This is a genomic window from Mesonia sp. K7, assembly GCF_003233725.1.
Lineage (GTDB): Bacteria > Bacteroidota > Bacteroidia > Flavobacteriales > Flavobacteriaceae > Mesonia.
Window position 1 is genome coordinate 22,978 of the sequence record NZ_QKQV01000013.1, and the last position, 16,048, is coordinate 39,025.

Sequence of the window (16,048 nt, forward strand, 5' to 3'; positions counted from 1 at the left end):
AGTTCTGTATCTAAGGTTACAAGCATGGGGTATAAAGTTTTTTATTTTTACAAAAAATTTAATTAAGATGAACATCAAACAATTCGAATACAAACCATTGGCTCACTATTCCTATGCCATCGAAAGTAAAGGAAAAGTTGCAGTTATAGACCCAGAGCGCAATCCCGAACAGTATTACGCTTTTGCCAAAGCTAACAATGCAGAAATTGTAGCAATAATAGAGACCCACCCGCACGCAGATTTTGTGAGCTCCCATTTAGAGATTCACAAGAAAACGGGTGCCACCATTTACAATAGTGAAAAATTGGGTGCAGACTATCCACACACTACGTTTGATGAAGGAGATAACATCCAATTGGGAAATGTGATTCTCAAGGCAATCAATACCCCAGGTCACTCGCCAGACAGTATTACCATAGTAGCTACCGAAGGAAATGAAACGGCGCTCTTTACAGGAGATACGCTTTTTATTGGCGATGTGGGACGTCCCGATTTACGAGAAAAGGCAGGTAATATGAAAGCAAAAAGGGAGGAACTGGCTGCAATGATGTATCATACAATTCAAAACAAGTTTACGGACTTGCCGGATGACGCTTTGGTATATCCCGCCCATGGTGCAGGTTCACTCTGCGGAAAGAATTTAAGTGAAGCCAATAGTAGCACACTCGGAAATGAACGTATGGGTAACTGGGCCTTCAAAAAGCAATCGAAGGAGGAATTCATGAATACAATTCTTGATGGGCAACCCTTCATTCCGCATTATTTTGGTTTTGATGTCGATACTAATAAGACGGGTGCTGATGATTTAAAACCCTCCATTAATAAAATCCCATTTTCTGAAAATTCACAGGCTGAAGGTTTAATAGTAGATATGCGTGATGAAGCTACCTTCAAAAAAGGGCATTTAAAAGGAAGTTTCAACATACAAGCCGTTTCTGAAAACGCGAAATTTGAAACCTGGTTGGGTTCCATTGTTAAACCTGAGGAAACTTTCACCTTGGTTATCGACGACAAAAAAAACAAAGAGGCATTGTTGCACCGTGTGGCAAAAATTGGTTACGAAAAATTGCTTAATAAAGTGATTACTCTTTCTGATGAGTATTTGGTTAAAACTGAAAAATTAGATTTAGCAGACTTCAAACAAAATCCAGATAAATACACCATTGTAGATATCCGAAATACAAGCGAAGTAGAAGAAGGCAAATTTTTTGATAGTGCTATTTCGCATCCGCTCAATGAACTTCGGGAAACAGCAAACAAAATCCCAACCGACAAGCCAATTGTTGTGCATTGCGCCGGTGGGTATAGAAGTGCCGCCGGAAGCAGTATCCTTCAGAAAGAACTGAATGGTGCCACCGTTTATGATTTAAGTGATGAAGTAGAACAATTTAAGGATTAATGAAATACACGATATTTAAATCTAATGTATTATTGCTTCTATTGGTTGTTTCGAGCTGTAAAAATTCAGAAAATACGAAAGAATCAGTACAAACGTATGCAGACGTTCAAATTGTAGGTGCGATGAAAGATGCAATGTGGAAAGGAGAATTAGATAGCAAGATTGACCTGGATACCCTTTCTGATAGAAAAGGGCTGTATGGTTTAGGACCGCAAACCCAGCTCACAGGCGAACTCCTCATTATAGATGGAACGAATTATGTGTCAAAAGTAACATCCGACTCGACTATGACCGTCCAGGAAACCTATGAAACAAGTGCACCTTTTTTCGTATATGCCAATGTAGAAGAATGGAAAGCAGTAGAAGTTCCTATAACGATAAATGATTTAAAAGCCCTGGAAAACTTTATAGACGAACAGTCAAAATCGATGAAAAGGCCTTTTGCCTTTAAAGTTTCAGGTTCAGTAAGCGAGGCCACCATCCATATCCAAAACCTTCCGCCGGGTTCTAAAGTAACTTCGCCCCAAGAAGCACACGTTGGGCAAATAAACTATATGCTAAAGGATGAACCTGTGGATATTGTAGGTTTCTTTTCAACAGAGCATCAAAGCGTTTTTACCCATCACGATACGTTTATGCACCTGCATTTAATTACTAAAGACAGGTCAAAAATGGGACATTTGGACAGCTCGGTATTGCAAAAGGCAACTTTATATTTACCTGTGGAATAGTGAGTGGCAGTACACTTAAATACAAGGATTATCTTTATGTAGGTGTTCAATTGGTGCTTTTTGTGGCTTACTTTTTTCGAGTAGAAAATTTTAAAATGAACTTGCCCGAATGGTTACGCTATTTGGGTTTGGTAGTTTTAGTCGTAGGTGCGGTTTTGGGTTTAATAGCCTTGCTACAATTCAACACAAAACTCTCGCCATTTCCCACGCCTGTTTTCAGAGGCAAACTTATCACAAACGGTGCTTTTGCAATTGCAAGACATTCCATCTATACCACTTTAATCTCGTCTGTTCTAGGTTATGTACTATATATGGAATCATTATATAAACTGTTAATTGTGTTAATTTTAAGCACCCTTTTCTATTTTAAATCGAGGTATGAAGAACGCTTGCTTTCGCAATTATTTCCTGAATACAAACTATATCAAAAGTAAACAAGAAGATTTTTATGAAAGAATATCCCACATCATTTTGGGACCAACGCTTCAGCAACGAGAAATATATTTATGGTATATAGCCAAATGATTTTTTTAAAGTACAATTTGGAAATGCTTCTGGTGGTCCAAAGTGAAGCGATGTTATTTTCCATTGAGGAAATAAAACAGAATTCCCACAACTCGACTTTAAATTATTAAAAGAAGAAACATTGAGCTTTCCGAAGGCAATCATCATCAGGGAAAAGCCGAAGTCATTCGATTTGTGGCAATAAAATAGGGATTATAACTTTTTAAAGACAAAAACCGCATTGTATGAATTAAACAGTGCGGTTTTTTCTTTCAAAATAAAAGTTTACTTTAAACTATTAAGAAAGTTTTTGAATTCTGGGTCACTATAATCTGCCATCCCTTGATGTGTCAAGGCAAGATTTCCTTTCGCATCAATTATATAAGTTGTAGGTAGGGCATTTGAATCATACATATCAGGAATATTACTAGCCACAGAATATAGGGGCAAATCAAATTCTTTACGCTTAACATAATCTTTAGCGGTATCAAAGTTATTGTCAAAAGAGAGCATTACAAAAGCAACCTCATTGCCCATTTCTTCGTGTAATTTTTCTATGCTTGGCATTTCGGCTAAGCAAGGTGGACACCAAGTTGCCCAAAAGTTTAGAAATATGACTTTTCCCTTGAATTTTTTGAGAGATACAGCATTACCGTCCTTGTCTATTAAATCCAAATTGTAATCTGCTTTTGCTATATTTTTATTTTCAACACCAGTATTCTGGGCAATCTCTTCGACATCAGGGTTCATTAATCCAGTTGCCAATAAACCACGCTGTGCTAAACCAATAACTTCGCTATGTACTCCGGTTGCATAAAAGAAAATTACCACCACAGCAAAAATACCATACTGAAATAAAGTTTTCTTTTTCTTATTTTCCATATTCTTATTTTTTATTGAAATTTATAATCGGTTTGGGGAACAGTTGAAAAGGAATATTCGCCAAGATATTCGCAATAGGCCCTTCCTTCTAATGTTGGCGATACTGGCGAGTTTTCTTTTAAATATTCTTCCACCACATCGTGAATGGTGTAATCCTTTACTTCAACATCCTTCACATTGGGCATCCTGCACAAATTATCAAGTGGGTCACCTGGACGCACACAAGCAGAGATGCTGTAATATTTTTCATCTTGCATCGGCTCGCCGTTTACGGTTATGCTATGGACTCGTTTGCCCTTTTCATTTTGGCTATTGAAGTCGACCTTCATTCCTGAAAATCGCACTAACCAACCGCCAAAACGTTCAGTTGGGTTTTGGGCAAAGGCATTATGCATTTCTTTTTCCAACCAGCTCTTTATTTGTTTGCCTGTTGCTTTTCCTGTCTTTACTTTTTCGTTTACAGGAAGCAAGTTCCACAGATTGGCTCTAGTAATAGGTGCAGGTTTTCCATCTTGAGGTACAATTGGGTTGCCAAACCGAAAACCGTTTGAAATGGAAATATCTGCACCCGTCTTCCAGCGAGTGGCATCGGTAATCATATTGTCCATTGGGTTTTCTACAGTTAGGTAGCGATAAAGCGGTGTCTCGGTATAACCAATCACGGTTTCCAAATGGTTTTTATAAGGTGCTTTTGCCTTATCCACAAGCGCCTGTATTTTTTCATTGGCTGGAAAAACTTCTGGGTCAACATCAATGAGTTCATAATCATCGTCAACCAGTTTTCCATCAACTAAATGGAGAGTCAATTTACCTACAAAAGAACCAAAAGCCCCAGGTTCAGTAACCTTTGCGTATTTGCCTTGTATGGGTTTGCGCACACGTTCGTGCGTGTCATTACCCAATATATAATCTGCGTGTTCTGCTATAGAATTATTGGCAAGCTCAACTTGCTTGAAAATTCCAAGATGAGTTACTAAAAACAAGACATCTATTTTTTTCTTGATCTTAAAATCGTCCACCATTGTCTTGAGATTATCGTCTACTCCACTAAAACTTATTCCCTTACTAAAAATGGGGTTTTGTCTAATGGGAACATCTGGGTCATTAATGCCTATAAATCCTATGCGAATTCCTTCGATTTCCTTAACCCAAGACGCTGGAAATAAAGGTTCTTCATTATCATCGTGATACATATTCTGGACAATAACCTGTGTGTCGTACCCTTTCATTACATCCATCATTATATCTTTACCGTAAACCACTTCCCAATTGCCGGGAATGATGACATCATAGCCCATATTTTTGATGATATCAGTCATCACTTTTCCTTTTGATAAAGCAGTGTAACCGCTACCTTGAATAAGGTCGCCACCATCCACGATAATCGTTCTATTTGGGTTTTTCTTTCGTTCCCGTTCAAAAAGGGTTTTGATATTGGCGAGACCACCACGGTTTTTAAATACTACCTTTTCATTTTCCCAAAATAATTCAGGATGGGTGTCCAATTGTCCGTGTATATCGGCTGTCTGTAATATCGTAATACGCAAAGTATCTTTAGCTGAATCATTATTTTCCATTGCATTTGATTTTTCCGTTTTACAGGAAATAATTCCGAAGACTATTCCCATTACTAAAAAAGTCTTTACAAGATATTTTTTAAATGATATCATAGTTATAAACTTATACTTTTATAGCCTTTTTTCTGGAGCTGAAAGTTGTAAAGAATTCCGTTCTCAACAATCTCAATTTCCTTAGGGACTTTGGTCTTGTCTACTTTAAACTTATTGAGGGAAAAACCACAGGCGATTATTTTCACACCTGCTTTTTCAGCTTTTGTGATGAAGTCACTTATTTTTTCGGTATCGGTGATGTCGCCTATTTCCTTGCCACAGATGATGACTTGAAAATCGCCAAAGGCATCGCCTTCTTCATCCTTAAGGGCTTCAGCCGTAAGAATTATGGGCTGTAATTGAGGCACTTTTTTGGTCAGTACCACATAATTGTTTTTGCTGTGGTCAATTTGTTGCGCCTGGATATCAGCTGTACTAAAAAGGGTTAATATTAAAATTACTGAACTAAAGATGTATGTTTTCATTTGTATTTATTTTAAAAGTTTACGGGTGTCGTTCAATGCAAAAAAAAGAAGTCCACCGAAAATTGCTATGTTTTTAAATAGTGGTCCAAGTGTAGTTATCTGGCCCACTTGAATAGTTAATGTGATGGGGATTAATACCGCCATTAATACAATTGCCGCCCATTTGGTCTTATAACCTATTAGGAAAAGAAAGCCAGCTACAAGCATTGCAATTCCCGATAGAATTATAAGCCATTCAGGTTCGCCAAAGAAAAGTGCGATGCCCTTAAAGCTTGCCTCCTCTATACGCTGGGCAGTTTTCTCTACATTGAGTAGATGGTTAAAACCTGCTACGAGAAATATGCCGCTAACCAATACGCGTAAAAGCTGTATGGAACGACGGCTTATTAAAATTTTCGTCTCCATTGAATTAAATTTAATATGGTAATTAATGTTGAGTGGTGCTTCTATTTGTATAGTTTGTCGACCTATATCATTTTGTTACAGGTATTATTTGTATATACACCGACTCTAAAATTTGTTCGAAGAATTATGCCAACCGTGGAGGTGGAGAATCCTTCTCTAGATAACGATAATTAAGTGTTGTAGTAATGAAAGAATTATAAATGGAAGTGAGTTTATAAATTCCAGTTTCCCATCCAAAGATTTTTAATTGTAACTGTGGATTACAAAAACTATTTAACACCAATTTTTGCGAAAATGAATGGTCTATTTGTGAAAATAAAAAATCTTTTGTGCCACTAATTATTTTAGGGGTATTTTTCTTTTTGCAAAATGGCTTTACAAAGGTTATGCCACTGTTACTTAGAAAATTTAGTCCATTAGCATCTACGGCTAAAAATTTTACCGAAAAAATAAACGCAAGCGTCAATGCTATGTAAGTCTTATATGTCATATAGGGGTCAAAAGTAGACCTTTAGTGAGGTTTATAAGGTAACCTTTGTTACAATACTCTTATTTTTCCAATATAAAGAAATAATTATATATTCATAAAAAAGCCAAAACCAATTCAATAAATTTTTATGAATTGTAAGTAATACAAATAATATAAAAAAATAGTTTTTCTATAAACCATTATAACAATTACTACAAAGGCTTTAGAAACTAAAGTTCTTGACCGAATACAGGCTACTTTTACCATAACTTTCGATGAACCTCAAGGATTAGTATATGTTTTCCTTCCTTACAGAACCATTGTTGTTGTAAGGAAAGGGGTGACAATAATTCATAAAATTTCAAATATGTAACACTTGTTACCGTGTTGCTTTTGGAAAAGTGTCATTTTTGCAATTAAAATATTAACTATGAATTGGATATATGAGCCATGGCCTTGGTATGTTTCTGGACCACTGATTGCCCTCATCATGTTTGTTTTGTTACTTATAGGAAAACAATTTGGGATGTCATCAAATTTACGTACGGCTTGTGCCGCAATGGGTGCAGGAAAAGCCTCAGATTTTTTTAAATTTGATTGGAGGTCAGAACGTTGGAATCTTATGGTGGTCTTAGGAGCAGTAATTGGCGGTTTTATCGCTGCAAATTACCTGAGCGACAATACCGTAGAAATCAACCCTCAGGTAGCAAAGCAATTGGCTAGCGATTATAACCTGAAGAGTGCAGGAGATACTTATTTACCACCTGAAATTTTTAGCTCAGAAGCACTTGGTGACCCGCAGATCTTGGGTGTGCTATTACTTGGGGGTTTATTGGTGGGTTTTGGTGCGCGCTATGCGGGGGGGTGTACCTCGGGTCATGCTATATCTGGACTGAGTAATCTCCAGTTGCCTTCATTGATAGCGGTGTTGGGCTTTTTTGTGGGTGGCCTTATTATGATTCATTTTTTGTATCCTTTAATCTTTTAGACCATGCGTTATATCACATATTTAGTCATTGGAGTTTTCTTCGGAATAATAATGTATAAGTCAGAAGCTGCATCTTGGTTTCGTATATATGAAATGTTTCAGTTTGGCAGTTTTCATATGTACGGGATCATAGGTTCTGCTTTAGTCATTGGAATGATTGGAGTTCAAATCTTAAAAAGAGCGTCTATTAAGCCTTTGGATGGTAGTGAGATGAGCTTGAATCCCAAAGATAAAGGCTGGAAACGATACCTTTTTGGCGGCATTCTTTTCGGCTTGGGCTGGGCGTTAACAGGGGCTTGTCCAGGACCGATGTATGTGCTTGCAGGGTCAGGCTATTTCTCTATACTAATTGTGATTGTTGGAGCAATAGTTGGGACATTTTTATATGGTTTGATAAAGGATAAATTACCTCACTAGAATTATGTACACTTTAACTTTTATACCCTTTCTGTGCTCTTTATGATCATTAAGTTATGGTTAAAAACAAGCTCCTCAATAGAGGTCTTCAGGACTTTTTACGGGCTAGCATCGAACCAGTATCGCGTTAGCAGTGGGTAAGCTATAGGGTTGATAGAGGCGAACGATACTTTTGCTATAGCGTAAAATGCGGTGCAATACTAAGAAGCAAGAGGTATAGTATAATTGCTAATTATAGGAAGTAACAACCTTACGACTTTTCCTAACAAAATGTTAATAAGTATTGTTTTTTAATTAACATATATCATGTACTTTTGGCGTAAATAAATGTATTTCGTCGATAAAGTATTGAATTGAAAAATTACCCTTTTCTATGTTGGATGTTCCTACTACTAGTGCTTGGGTTGAAGGCTCAAGCACAGCAAGTCGTTTATTTTAATGACTTTGAGGCCAATAGTTTTCCGACCAATGGGTATACGGGAAGTCCAACCACACACCCTTATATTAGTTCTTCGAGTTGGACCAACTCTAGCAATACCAATTTCACCGATGAAGTAGGCTACAATAACTCGGTAGGGATGGGCTTAAATCTCAACGGTTCTTTTTCTTATTTTTTAACCTTAACAATTGCACCGGGTTATGAAATCCAAATCGATGCCTATAATTTTTGGAGGGAAAAAAACCAAGCCAATGCAGGATGGGAAATGAAAATTAATGGAAATTCTGTAGATTCTGGAGATACGCAACCAGATGGGGATTTTATCAGCACGACTCCAAAATTAGCCAACCCGCCATTACCTCCGTTCTCAGGAACGGTGACCATAGAGATTAAAATCAACGGAAACGGAAATGGACTGTATATCATAGATGATTTTAGCCTATATGCTGTCATTACACCCGAATGTCCGGAGGCAGTATCCTTTCCAGATAAAACTTTATGTGAAGGAAATGCTTGGACTATCGCGATTGAAAACCCTGCGGTTGGCTCGACATTTCAATGGCAAGTAAATGTTGGCGGTTTTGGAACCTGGACAAACTTAAGCAACGATTTCAATTATAGTGGTGTCGATACAGCAATCCTACAAATTCAAGATATTCCGACAAATTTTAATAACAACCTCTACCGTTGTGTCATCACCAAAACGGCTTGTGCAACGGTAGAAACCATACCCGTAGCATTAACGGTCATACCTTTACCCCAAACCCCTAACATCAATTACAATTAAGACAAATAAAAACCTCTAAAAATATCCAAAATGAAAAAAGCTTTACTTATTCCTTTTCTCTTGCTGATGACCCTTTTTTGCCCTTTAAACGGAGCAGCACAAACTCCAGATCAACAATTATGTGAAGGGGTAACCGAGCAATATTCGGTCACTAATAACCCCGGAAATACCTACGATTGGCAAATCCTAGAGCCTGGTTTTGCAGGAACAATTACCGGTAATCCTACCCACCAAATTGTTATCGATTGGGGTAACACGCCTGTGGGAACTTACACCTTGCAAGTGATCGAAACCAATGCCGACGGTTGTGAAGGTTTGCCTGTAGACATTACGATAGAAATATTAGAAGCGCCAGCACCTCCAATATTAAGTGTTACCCAACCCGCCTGTGGGGACAATGGAGGAACCATTACAGTGACCAATACCGATACGGGTCTGGAATACAGTATCGATGGAGGTGCTACATGGCAAACGACAGGGGCATTTACAGATATGGCTCCTGGAGATTACACGATCATGGTACAAAATGCCAATGGCTGTGATACAGAAAGTGCACAAGTAACCGTAAACCCATTACTGGTGACTCCAGATGCACCTGTTATTGTCAATACGGTACACCCAGGATGTGGTGAAACCACCGGTTCCTTTGAAGTACAAGATGAAAACGATCCCGATTTAACTTATAGCCTAGACGGTGGTGCTTACACCACCAACCTAAATTACACCCATCTAGCTCCGGGCGATTACGATTTAACGGTACAAAACGCCGATGGCTGTGAAACCACGATTACGGTAACCATCAATCCTGCGCCTATCGTACCTGCAGATGCAGTAAGTACGGTCATACAACCTGATTGTGGTGAAACCACGGGAAGTATTACTGTGAATACACCCACTGGAGCAAATATAGAATACAGTATCGATGGAGGAGTTACTTGGCAATCGTCTCCACTGTTTACAGGCTTAACTCCAGGAAACTATGATGTCATTGTAAGAGACACCAGCGCCAATTGTGAGTCGACTCCGATAGCGGAAACCATCAACGCGTCACCAACCGCTCCAGTAACTTCACCGATTAGTTTTAATTAAAAAACAACTAGGTGAACTTCCATAAAAAATACATGCTTCTTCAGCATTTAAAGCCCAACTTATGTTTGATGGGGTGTGTATTTTTTATTTTTTTTAGTCATCTAAATTGGGCACAACAAACCCAATCGATTCAGCATATTTGTGGTCAAGCCATAAAAAATTATGCAGTAGATACTCACGAAAACAATGGGTTAGGATCCACCAATTCGTATTATGAATGGAGTGTTTTAGAGCCAGGGTTTCAAGGAACCATCACGGAGGAAACCCCCTCGGGAAACCAGGTCACCGTAGATTGGGCAGCTACTCCGGCAGGTTTTTATACCCTGTTGGTACAGGAATACGACACCACCACCTCATGCGTGGCCGCACCGCAGGTATTACAGGTGGAACTAAAAGGCCTACAGGTACAATTGGAAAGTCCTCCGGAAATATGCGCGGGATCATCGGTTGCCTTTTCAGCTTCTGTTCCGGGAGGGACGTGGACGGTCGAAGCAAATGGGTTGGGCGCCACGATTTCTTCCCAAGGTGTTTTTACGGCCCAAGCCCAAGGGACTGTTGCCGTATATTACCAGGTAGAAGTGGAGCAGTGCGAATATACCTTTTCCAGGATGATCGAAGTGCTCCCGCTTCCCGAACCCGAACTGGCCGATGCCTTTATCTGTTTTGATGCGGATGGAGCTATACTTCAACCTGCATTCTTGGATACAGGCTATTCCGACCAAACCCATACAGCGGTTTGGTGGCATAATGGGACTTTGTTAGGGCAAACTTCCAATCAGATAAGCCTAAGTGAGTTGGGAATGTATAGGGTAGAGGTAACAGAGATAGCCACAGGATGCACTTCCTTGCCCGTAGAAGCTGAGGTAAGCCAAGGAAGTACGATCATAGATGCCTATGCCACGGTAAGCGAAGATTTCCATGACCAACAAACCATCACGGTACACGTAGAGGGCAATGGCGATTATCAATACCGCATGCAGGGAGGTGTTTTTCAAGACAGTCCTATATTCACGGTCATTGGTAAAAGTGCTACGTACATGATAGAGATCAGAACGCTTGACGGTTGTGGTGTCAAAAGCATTGAAGCGACGGTGATCAACTATCCAAAATTCTTTACGCCCAATACCGATGGAACCAATGATCTGTGGAACATCAAGAGTTTAAGGGAAGATCCTTCGGCAACGGTCCTGATATTCGACCGTTATGGAAAGTTCCTGGTAGAGATCCGGCCTTTCAAATCGGGTTGGGATGGCACGTACAACGGCAAACAGATGCCTTCGAACGATTATTGGTTTGTGGTGAAGTACAAAGACCGCAACAATGGGCGGTTGAGGGAGTTCCGTTCACACTTTACGCTGAAGAGGTAAACAGAAGGCAATGTGGATGGGTGACCGAGGCAGTCGAAGTCACCGATGGAAGGAAGCTTTATAAAGGGAGTTAACTATTTTTCAAGATATCTTCTAAGGGAATCAAGTCTTCTTGTATGGCATAAATAATAAGACCTACGGTATTTTTGGATCCCGTTTTTTGTAATAAATTATTGCGATGGCCTTCTACGGTTCTATGGTTGATAAAAAGCCTTTCTGCAATTTCTTTGGTACTGTATTGCTGACAGATCAGTAGCAACACTTCTTTTTCACGATGAGTTAAAGGTTCTTTGAAGGAAATTAGTCTGTTTTTTCGCGAAAGGCTTGATTTTTCCTGTAGTACACTTAACACTTTAGGGGAATAATAAAATCCGTTGGAAGCTACTTGTTTAATGATGTTGATAAGCGCTTTAGAGGTCGTATTTTTAACCACATAAGCTGCAACACCAATCGCGAGCATATGTTTGATAAATACTTGGGAATCGTAGCTGGTCAAGGCGATGATTTTAATGGAAGGATAGTTTTCTACCACCGCTTTAGTGGCCTCAACACCATTTATTTCTTCCATGTTCAGGTCCATTAAAATGACTTCGGGAAGAAGCGTTGTCTTTTTTAAATATTGGAGGATTTCTTTTCCACTTTCTGCTTCATAAACGACTTTTAAATCGGCTTCTTTCTCTATAAGAGCGGCAATCCCTTTACGGAATAAATCTTCGTCATCGGCCAAAGCTATTCTGATTTTTTCTTTCATAGTTAAAAAGTGAATATTACGGTCGTTCCTTTGCCAAGTTCAGAATGAATAAAGAGACTTCCTTGAAGGAATTGAATTCTGCTGTCTATGTTTTTCATCCCTAAACCCTTATGGTTTTGCTTGTCTTCTATTTGAAATCCTTTCCCGTTGTCTTGATAATGAAAGTATTTTTTGTCTTTTCTGTCTTCTATATGCAATTGGATATGACTAGCGCTTCCATGTTTAATCGAGTTGTGGATCAACTCTTGTAAAATCCGAAAAACATGTAAATTTTTGGACTTTTGGGTTTCATCAAAAAGGCTTTGGTTGTGGTAGCTTATTTGTGTGCCATGCCCGCTGAATTCACTACACAATTCTTCTATGGCGGCATCCAATCCAAATTTTTCCAACACGGGCGGAAAAAGATCGTGTGCAATATGGCGTGAATTTTCAAGGGCTTTTCCCGAGAGGCTTAAGATAGTTTCCAGGGCTTCTTTTTGTTCGCTTTCAGCTAAATTGCCTGTTAAAAGCAAATCGGAATGCAAGGAAACCATATTTAGTTTGGAACTGATATCATCATGCAAATCGCGAGCGATACGTTGACGTTCTTTTTCCTGGGTTTCGAGGGTGGCTTCCAACAAGTTCTTCTGATGGGTAAGTTCTAGGTTTTTTTTCTCCAGTTCTTTTTGTACGATTTTCTTTTTGGAGAAGTAAAAAAAGAGCAGCAAGAGCATCCCTACAAGAAACATAAAGGATATGCCGCCTAAAACCACTAGACTTATCCCGTTTTCTTCTGAAAGAAACTCTGTTTCCATTCCCATAAAATTAAAAGTTGATAGACCATAAACAGCAAAGCATTGATATCCCAAATTAAAGTGTTGATTTTATTATTTAACGCAATAAGTGAAGTAGCTGAGACAAAAATCAACGAACTGCTTATCAAATAAATAAACAATCCGATACAAACCACATAAAAAGGTAGTTTTTGGGAGAGCATTTCGTATAAATACAAAACGGTATAAGTGATGAGTACCACCGTAGTCACTAAAAAACCAAGACTGTTAAAAGTATAGTACTGTTCGGGGTGAATGAGGTATTGAATCAATAAACCTAAAACGACAGCCAAGGAAAGATAAGAGACTAGTCTACTGATTTTTCTTTTGATGGGAACAAAAAGGTCATAGAAAAAAGCGCTGAGCAGCCCAAACTGTAAGAAAAGATAATAAGTAGATAAAAAATGGTTATTGATGCTTTGCGAGGAATAGGCCTTCATGACCAATTGCAGACAAAAAATAGCCAACAAGTAGCTCCAAAAAAACCGGTAAGCTTTCCCTTTTCCTGAAAGTCGTGCTCCGTAAAGTACAACATTTACCAACAAGAGGAATTGCCCAATGTAATACAGCATGTATTTTAGAAAATAAAATTGATTTTAGTCGAGGTTATTTAACGAACTTTCAGGGTCGCATTGTGGCGGGCATGGTTCGGTAAAATCATAAATGTTTCCAGAAGGAGTACTATCGGGTAACATGTCTTCGTATACCCCTGATTCTTCATTTAGACGGGTGCCTACTAGCATTAGTTTTTCTACCTCATGACTGTCTACCCCGATGTAGGCGCGCACCGCATCAACCTCTTCTTCTAATAATCTTATCAAATCAGCTTTGGGAATTAAAAAAGCTTTTAGCTCATGATGAGCATTATACGTTCCTTCTACTTTTCTCCATTTTTCAGCCCAAGCTTGAGCGGTTGATAGACTGATGGTGTTCGTGTTTTGTGCCATGGTTATTTGGTTTTATATGATACGTAATGCGAAATGATTTAGGTAATTCATCGAAAAAACAGGTATTTTTACGGGTATTTTTACCGATAGTATTTTTTACTTTTGATATAAAGTCGCACCACGCGAAGTTAAAACATAACGACTATATAACCAATGCGATGTAAGAATTTTTTTTGCGGTATAAAAAAATGTTTGAAGTTTTTAGAAGAGGTGCACCGTCAAAAAAACATACGGTATAAAACCCTAGTCATTGGGTGGTTGTTAGGTATAGGGATTTCTTTGATTTCGTGTAGAGATGAGTCGGCTTATACGTATACGGTGTTCTCAAGAGATTCGGTAACTCCAATCGATGCTGCTGAAGAAACATGCGTAGGAAGAAATGAATAGGTTAAAATTACAAAAAAATAAAACCATGCATCTACTACCTTTAAAATTTGAAGCTGCTTTACTACAAAGAGATTTCAATAACATTGTAAGAAATTGGGGAAATTATTTTAATATGTATGCTTATGGGAAGTGGAGTCAGCTTCCTTTGCGGGCTATGATTTCTAAATTTCACTTTCTAGCCACAGGCGATGATGGTGCTTTATACCGTAATACAAAACTACTTGCTCAATCTCCTTATTTTCAAAAAGTATTGGAAAGTTTAGATTGTGAGATAAGTGAGGTACGCTTGCTGCGATGGGAACCTTTTAGCGATAAGAAGGAGCTAAGCTTGGCAGAAGCTACTTTCTTTACAGGAAACGCAAGGCTGTATGTGCCTATCATCACCAATTCTCTCACAAAAATAAGTGCGTTTAATAAAACCGGCCGTATGGTAGCAGGGGAATGTTGGTTAACTAAATGCACTCCCGAAATCATCAATCAAGGAAGTACGAACGCTGTGTTTCTTACCGTAGATGTAAAAGTTTCTTCTGCTTTAAATATTCTTTTTGACAAAGAAGAGGTGGAGAAGCCTTTGAATAAAGCACCATTTAATTCGATTGCTCGTTCTTAAGTCAATTCCCTGAAATGTAAAATTTTTTGCGATAGAGGTTAATGACTGGTTACATCTAAACCTGAGAAATGATTGGAAGTGAGATACAGTAAATATTAAAGGGGTGACATTAAATAGATCAGTCAAAATTCCACTCCCAGACTTTACTATTATTAATCATGTAGCCAACGGTGTCAATCACCCATGTTTCATCAGCATCTTTTAAATGAAACTTCAGGTACCTATCATTTAACATTGGATTGTATTTTTCATTTTCTAGAACTACATGATCTTCAAAAATTCGCGATATGCGATTTATAAAAAATCCCTTTTTCCGACTTATAAAAACGACTAAGGCATTTTCATATAGCTTTTCGGGGGCAATATATTGGCATGCGACAAAGGCATTTTGGTGTATCAAGGGCTCCATATTGTTGCTGGGCACTTGAAATATTCGGGTAGGCGTATCTACTTTTGTAAAATAAACGCAAGGAAATACAGAGAGATCGCTAATTAACCCTATGGTGTATTGATGGATGTATGGTGCTGAAATAAAAGGGGTTGCCAGCTTGTTTTTGTTTTTATCATCATAGAAATTATCGGTAAAGATAGCATCCAGGTTGATGTTGTACTTGATAGCGGTGTCCATGAGAAGTTTATAATCTACACTGTCTCTTTGTTTCCAAGAAGAGATCGTGTTTGGTTTTACACCCAGCTTTTCAGCCAATTGTTTATTGGATGTCACTTTTAATGCGGTTTTCATTTTTTTAACAATGTCATTCGCATTTAGTAACATATTATTTTTTTTGTTCGCATTTTGTGTCATATATTTGTTATGCAATGATAAAGTGTTAATTGTTTCGATAAACGGAATTTTAATTATTCGTTGATATTAATTATAGGTGTAAGCCTAATTGTGTTATAAATTTTTCAAATGCAAAAATAACTTTTTCAAGCCCTTTAAGATTGAGGGTCTTTTGAAAAAATGAA

General features: G+C 38.3%; 19 protein-coding genes. 10 read left to right on the forward strand and 9 right to left on the reverse strand.

Annotated elements, in window-relative coordinates; all coding sequences use genetic code 11:
- Positions 1-67: 67 nt before the first annotated feature.
- Genes DNG35_RS09745 through DNG35_RS09755 form a run of 3 tightly spaced genes read left to right on the forward strand, consistent with a single transcriptional unit; the run spans position 68 to position 2,564 of the window.
- Positions 68-1,399, forward strand: coding sequence for a rhodanese-like domain-containing protein (locus tag DNG35_RS09745; protein ID WP_111128581.1), 1,332 nt, complete (start codon positions 68-70; stop codon positions 1,397-1,399).
- Entirely contained in the window at positions 1,399-2,130 is a 732-nt protein-coding gene (locus tag DNG35_RS09750; protein ID WP_233494480.1) for an acetolactate decarboxylase, read from the forward strand. The genes DNG35_RS09745 and DNG35_RS09750 overlap by 1 nt, the downstream gene beginning before the upstream one ends.
- On the forward strand, positions 2,130-2,564 hold the full coding sequence (locus DNG35_RS09755) for an isoprenylcysteine carboxylmethyltransferase family protein (RefSeq protein ID WP_111128583.1): 435 nt from the start codon (positions 2,130-2,132) through the stop codon (positions 2,562-2,564). The genes DNG35_RS09750 and DNG35_RS09755 overlap by 1 nt, the downstream gene beginning before the upstream one ends.
- A gap of 355 nt (positions 2,565-2,919) precedes the next feature.
- Here the strand turns inward: DNG35_RS09755 and DNG35_RS09760 are convergent, their stop codons facing one another.
- From DNG35_RS09760 to DNG35_RS09775, 4 genes are read right to left on the reverse strand one after another with little or no spacing between them, the layout of a single operon-like run.
- Positions 2,920-3,516, reverse strand: a complete 597-nt coding sequence (locus tag DNG35_RS09760; RefSeq protein WP_111128585.1) for a TlpA disulfide reductase family protein — start codon at positions 3,514-3,516, stop codon at positions 2,920-2,922.
- An 11-nt stretch (positions 3,517-3,527) separates the two neighbouring features.
- Positions 3,528-5,144, reverse strand: a complete 1,617-nt coding sequence (locus DNG35_RS09765; RefSeq protein ID WP_369908087.1) for a bifunctional UDP-sugar hydrolase/5'-nucleotidase — start codon at positions 5,142-5,144, stop codon at positions 3,528-3,530.
- 44 nt (positions 5,145-5,188) lie between these two features.
- The gene (locus DNG35_RS09770) at positions 5,189-5,611 is read right to left on the reverse strand and encodes a sulfur reduction protein DsrE (RefSeq protein ID WP_111128589.1); all 423 of its coding nucleotides are present in this window, start codon (positions 5,609-5,611) and stop codon (positions 5,189-5,191) included.
- Positions 5,612-5,617: 6 nt separating this feature from the next.
- The gene (locus tag DNG35_RS09775) at positions 5,618-6,016 is read right to left on the reverse strand and encodes a DoxX family protein (RefSeq protein WP_111128592.1); all 399 of its coding nucleotides are present in this window, start codon (positions 6,014-6,016) and stop codon (positions 5,618-5,620) included.
- Positions 6,017-6,915: 899 nt separating this feature from the next.
- On the opposite strand from DNG35_RS09775, the gene DNG35_RS09785 reads away from it, so the two are divergent.
- From DNG35_RS09785 to DNG35_RS12195, 5 genes are all read left to right on the forward strand, one after another.
- Positions 6,916-7,473 (forward strand): YeeE/YedE family protein, encoded by a 558-nt coding sequence (locus DNG35_RS09785; protein WP_111128598.1) that lies wholly within the window; start codon positions 6,916-6,918, stop codon positions 7,471-7,473.
- Between the two features lie 3 nt (positions 7,474-7,476).
- Complete coding sequence (locus DNG35_RS09790; protein WP_111128600.1) at positions 7,477-7,890, forward strand: DUF6691 family protein; 414 nt, start codon at positions 7,477-7,479, stop codon at positions 7,888-7,890.
- Between the two features lie 353 nt (positions 7,891-8,243).
- Positions 8,244-9,116: a hypothetical protein gene (locus DNG35_RS09795; protein ID WP_233494481.1), complete on the forward strand. Its 873-nt coding sequence runs from the start codon at positions 8,244-8,246 to the stop codon at positions 9,114-9,116.
- Positions 9,117-9,146: 30 nt separating this feature from the next.
- Complete coding sequence (locus DNG35_RS09800) at positions 9,147-10,205, forward strand: hypothetical protein (protein WP_111128604.1); 1,059 nt, start codon at positions 9,147-9,149, stop codon at positions 10,203-10,205.
- Between the two features lie 617 nt (positions 10,206-10,822).
- A complete protein-coding gene (locus DNG35_RS12195; protein WP_158524889.1) occupies positions 10,823-11,572 on the forward strand; it encodes a T9SS type B sorting domain-containing protein in 750 nt (249 codons plus the stop codon).
- A gap of 70 nt (positions 11,573-11,642) precedes the next feature.
- On the opposite strand, the gene DNG35_RS09810 is transcribed toward DNG35_RS12195, so the two are convergent.
- From DNG35_RS09810 to DNG35_RS09825, 4 genes are read right to left on the reverse strand one after another with little or no spacing between them, the layout of a single operon-like run.
- Positions 11,643-12,323 (reverse strand): response regulator transcription factor, encoded by a 681-nt coding sequence (locus tag DNG35_RS09810; protein WP_111128608.1) that lies wholly within the window; start codon positions 12,321-12,323, stop codon positions 11,643-11,645.
- 2 nt (positions 12,324-12,325) lie between these two features.
- Positions 12,326-13,117: a sensor histidine kinase gene (locus tag DNG35_RS09815; RefSeq protein ID WP_111128610.1), complete on the reverse strand. Its 792-nt coding sequence runs from the start codon at positions 13,115-13,117 to the stop codon at positions 12,326-12,328.
- Positions 13,081-13,707 carry a hypothetical protein gene (locus DNG35_RS09820; RefSeq protein WP_111128613.1) on the reverse strand — a complete coding sequence of 209 codons (627 nt, stop codon included), beginning with the start codon at positions 13,705-13,707 and terminating at the stop codon, positions 13,081-13,083. The genes DNG35_RS09815 and DNG35_RS09820 overlap by 37 nt, the downstream gene beginning before the upstream one ends.
- Positions 13,708-13,731: 24 nt before the next feature.
- Positions 13,732-14,082: a hypothetical protein gene (locus tag DNG35_RS09825; RefSeq protein ID WP_111128616.1), complete on the reverse strand. Its 351-nt coding sequence runs from the start codon at positions 14,080-14,082 to the stop codon at positions 13,732-13,734.
- Between the two features lie 192 nt (positions 14,083-14,274).
- Between DNG35_RS09825 and DNG35_RS09830 the strand changes: the two genes are divergently transcribed.
- Complete coding sequence (locus DNG35_RS09830) at positions 14,275-14,469, forward strand: hypothetical protein (protein ID WP_111128619.1); 195 nt, start codon at positions 14,275-14,277, stop codon at positions 14,467-14,469.
- A gap of 25 nt (positions 14,470-14,494) precedes the next feature.
- Complete coding sequence (locus DNG35_RS09835; RefSeq protein ID WP_146228862.1) at positions 14,495-15,079, forward strand: hypothetical protein; 585 nt, start codon at positions 14,495-14,497, stop codon at positions 15,077-15,079.
- A 118-nt stretch (positions 15,080-15,197) separates the two neighbouring features.
- Here the strand turns inward: DNG35_RS09835 and DNG35_RS09840 are convergent, their stop codons facing one another.
- Entirely contained in the window at positions 15,198-15,884 is a 687-nt protein-coding gene (locus DNG35_RS09840; protein ID WP_111128626.1) for a helix-turn-helix domain-containing protein, read from the reverse strand.
- Positions 15,885-16,048: the final 164 nt, after the last annotated feature.

Excerpts from the sequence above, each read along its gene's own strand:
- DNG35_RS09745 (WP_111128581.1), top strand. The coding sequence starts at position 68 with ATGAACATCAAACAATTCGAATACAAACCATTGGCTCACTATTCCTAT.
- DNG35_RS09750 (WP_233494480.1), top strand. The coding sequence starts at position 1,399 with ATGAAATACACGATATTTAAATCTAATGTATTATTGCTTCTATTGGTT.
- DNG35_RS09760 (WP_111128585.1), bottom strand. The coding sequence starts at position 3,516 with ATGGAAAATAAGAAAAAGAAAACTTTATTTCAGTATGGTATTTTTGCT.
- DNG35_RS09765 (WP_369908087.1), bottom strand. The coding sequence starts at position 5,144 with ATGGGAATAGTCTTCGGAATTATTTCCTGTAAAACGGAAAAATCAAAT.
- DNG35_RS09770 (WP_111128589.1), bottom strand. The coding sequence starts at position 5,611 with ATGAAAACATACATCTTTAGTTCAGTAATTTTAATATTAACCCTTTTT.
- DNG35_RS09775 (WP_111128592.1), bottom strand. The coding sequence starts at position 6,016 with ATGGAGACGAAAATTTTAATAAGCCGTCGTTCCATACAGCTTTTACGC.
- DNG35_RS09785 (WP_111128598.1), top strand. The coding sequence starts at position 6,916 with ATGAATTGGATATATGAGCCATGGCCTTGGTATGTTTCTGGACCACTG.
- DNG35_RS09790 (WP_111128600.1), top strand. The coding sequence starts at position 7,477 with ATGCGTTATATCACATATTTAGTCATTGGAGTTTTCTTCGGAATAATA.
- DNG35_RS09800 (WP_111128604.1), top strand. The coding sequence starts at position 9,147 with ATGAAAAAAGCTTTACTTATTCCTTTTCTCTTGCTGATGACCCTTTTT.
- DNG35_RS09810 (WP_111128608.1), bottom strand. The coding sequence starts at position 12,323 with ATGAAAGAAAAAATCAGAATAGCTTTGGCCGATGACGAAGATTTATTC.
- DNG35_RS09815 (WP_111128610.1), bottom strand. The coding sequence starts at position 13,117 with ATGGAAACAGAGTTTCTTTCAGAAGAAAACGGGATAAGTCTAGTGGTT.
- DNG35_RS09820 (WP_111128613.1), bottom strand. The coding sequence starts at position 13,707 with ATGCTGTATTACATTGGGCAATTCCTCTTGTTGGTAAATGTTGTACTT.
- DNG35_RS09825 (WP_111128616.1), bottom strand. The coding sequence starts at position 14,082 with ATGGCACAAAACACGAACACCATCAGTCTATCAACCGCTCAAGCTTGG.
- DNG35_RS09835 (WP_146228862.1), top strand. The coding sequence starts at position 14,495 with ATGCATCTACTACCTTTAAAATTTGAAGCTGCTTTACTACAAAGAGAT.
- DNG35_RS09840 (WP_111128626.1), bottom strand. The coding sequence starts at position 15,884 with ATGACACAAAATGCGAACAAAAAAAATAATATGTTACTAAATGCGAAT.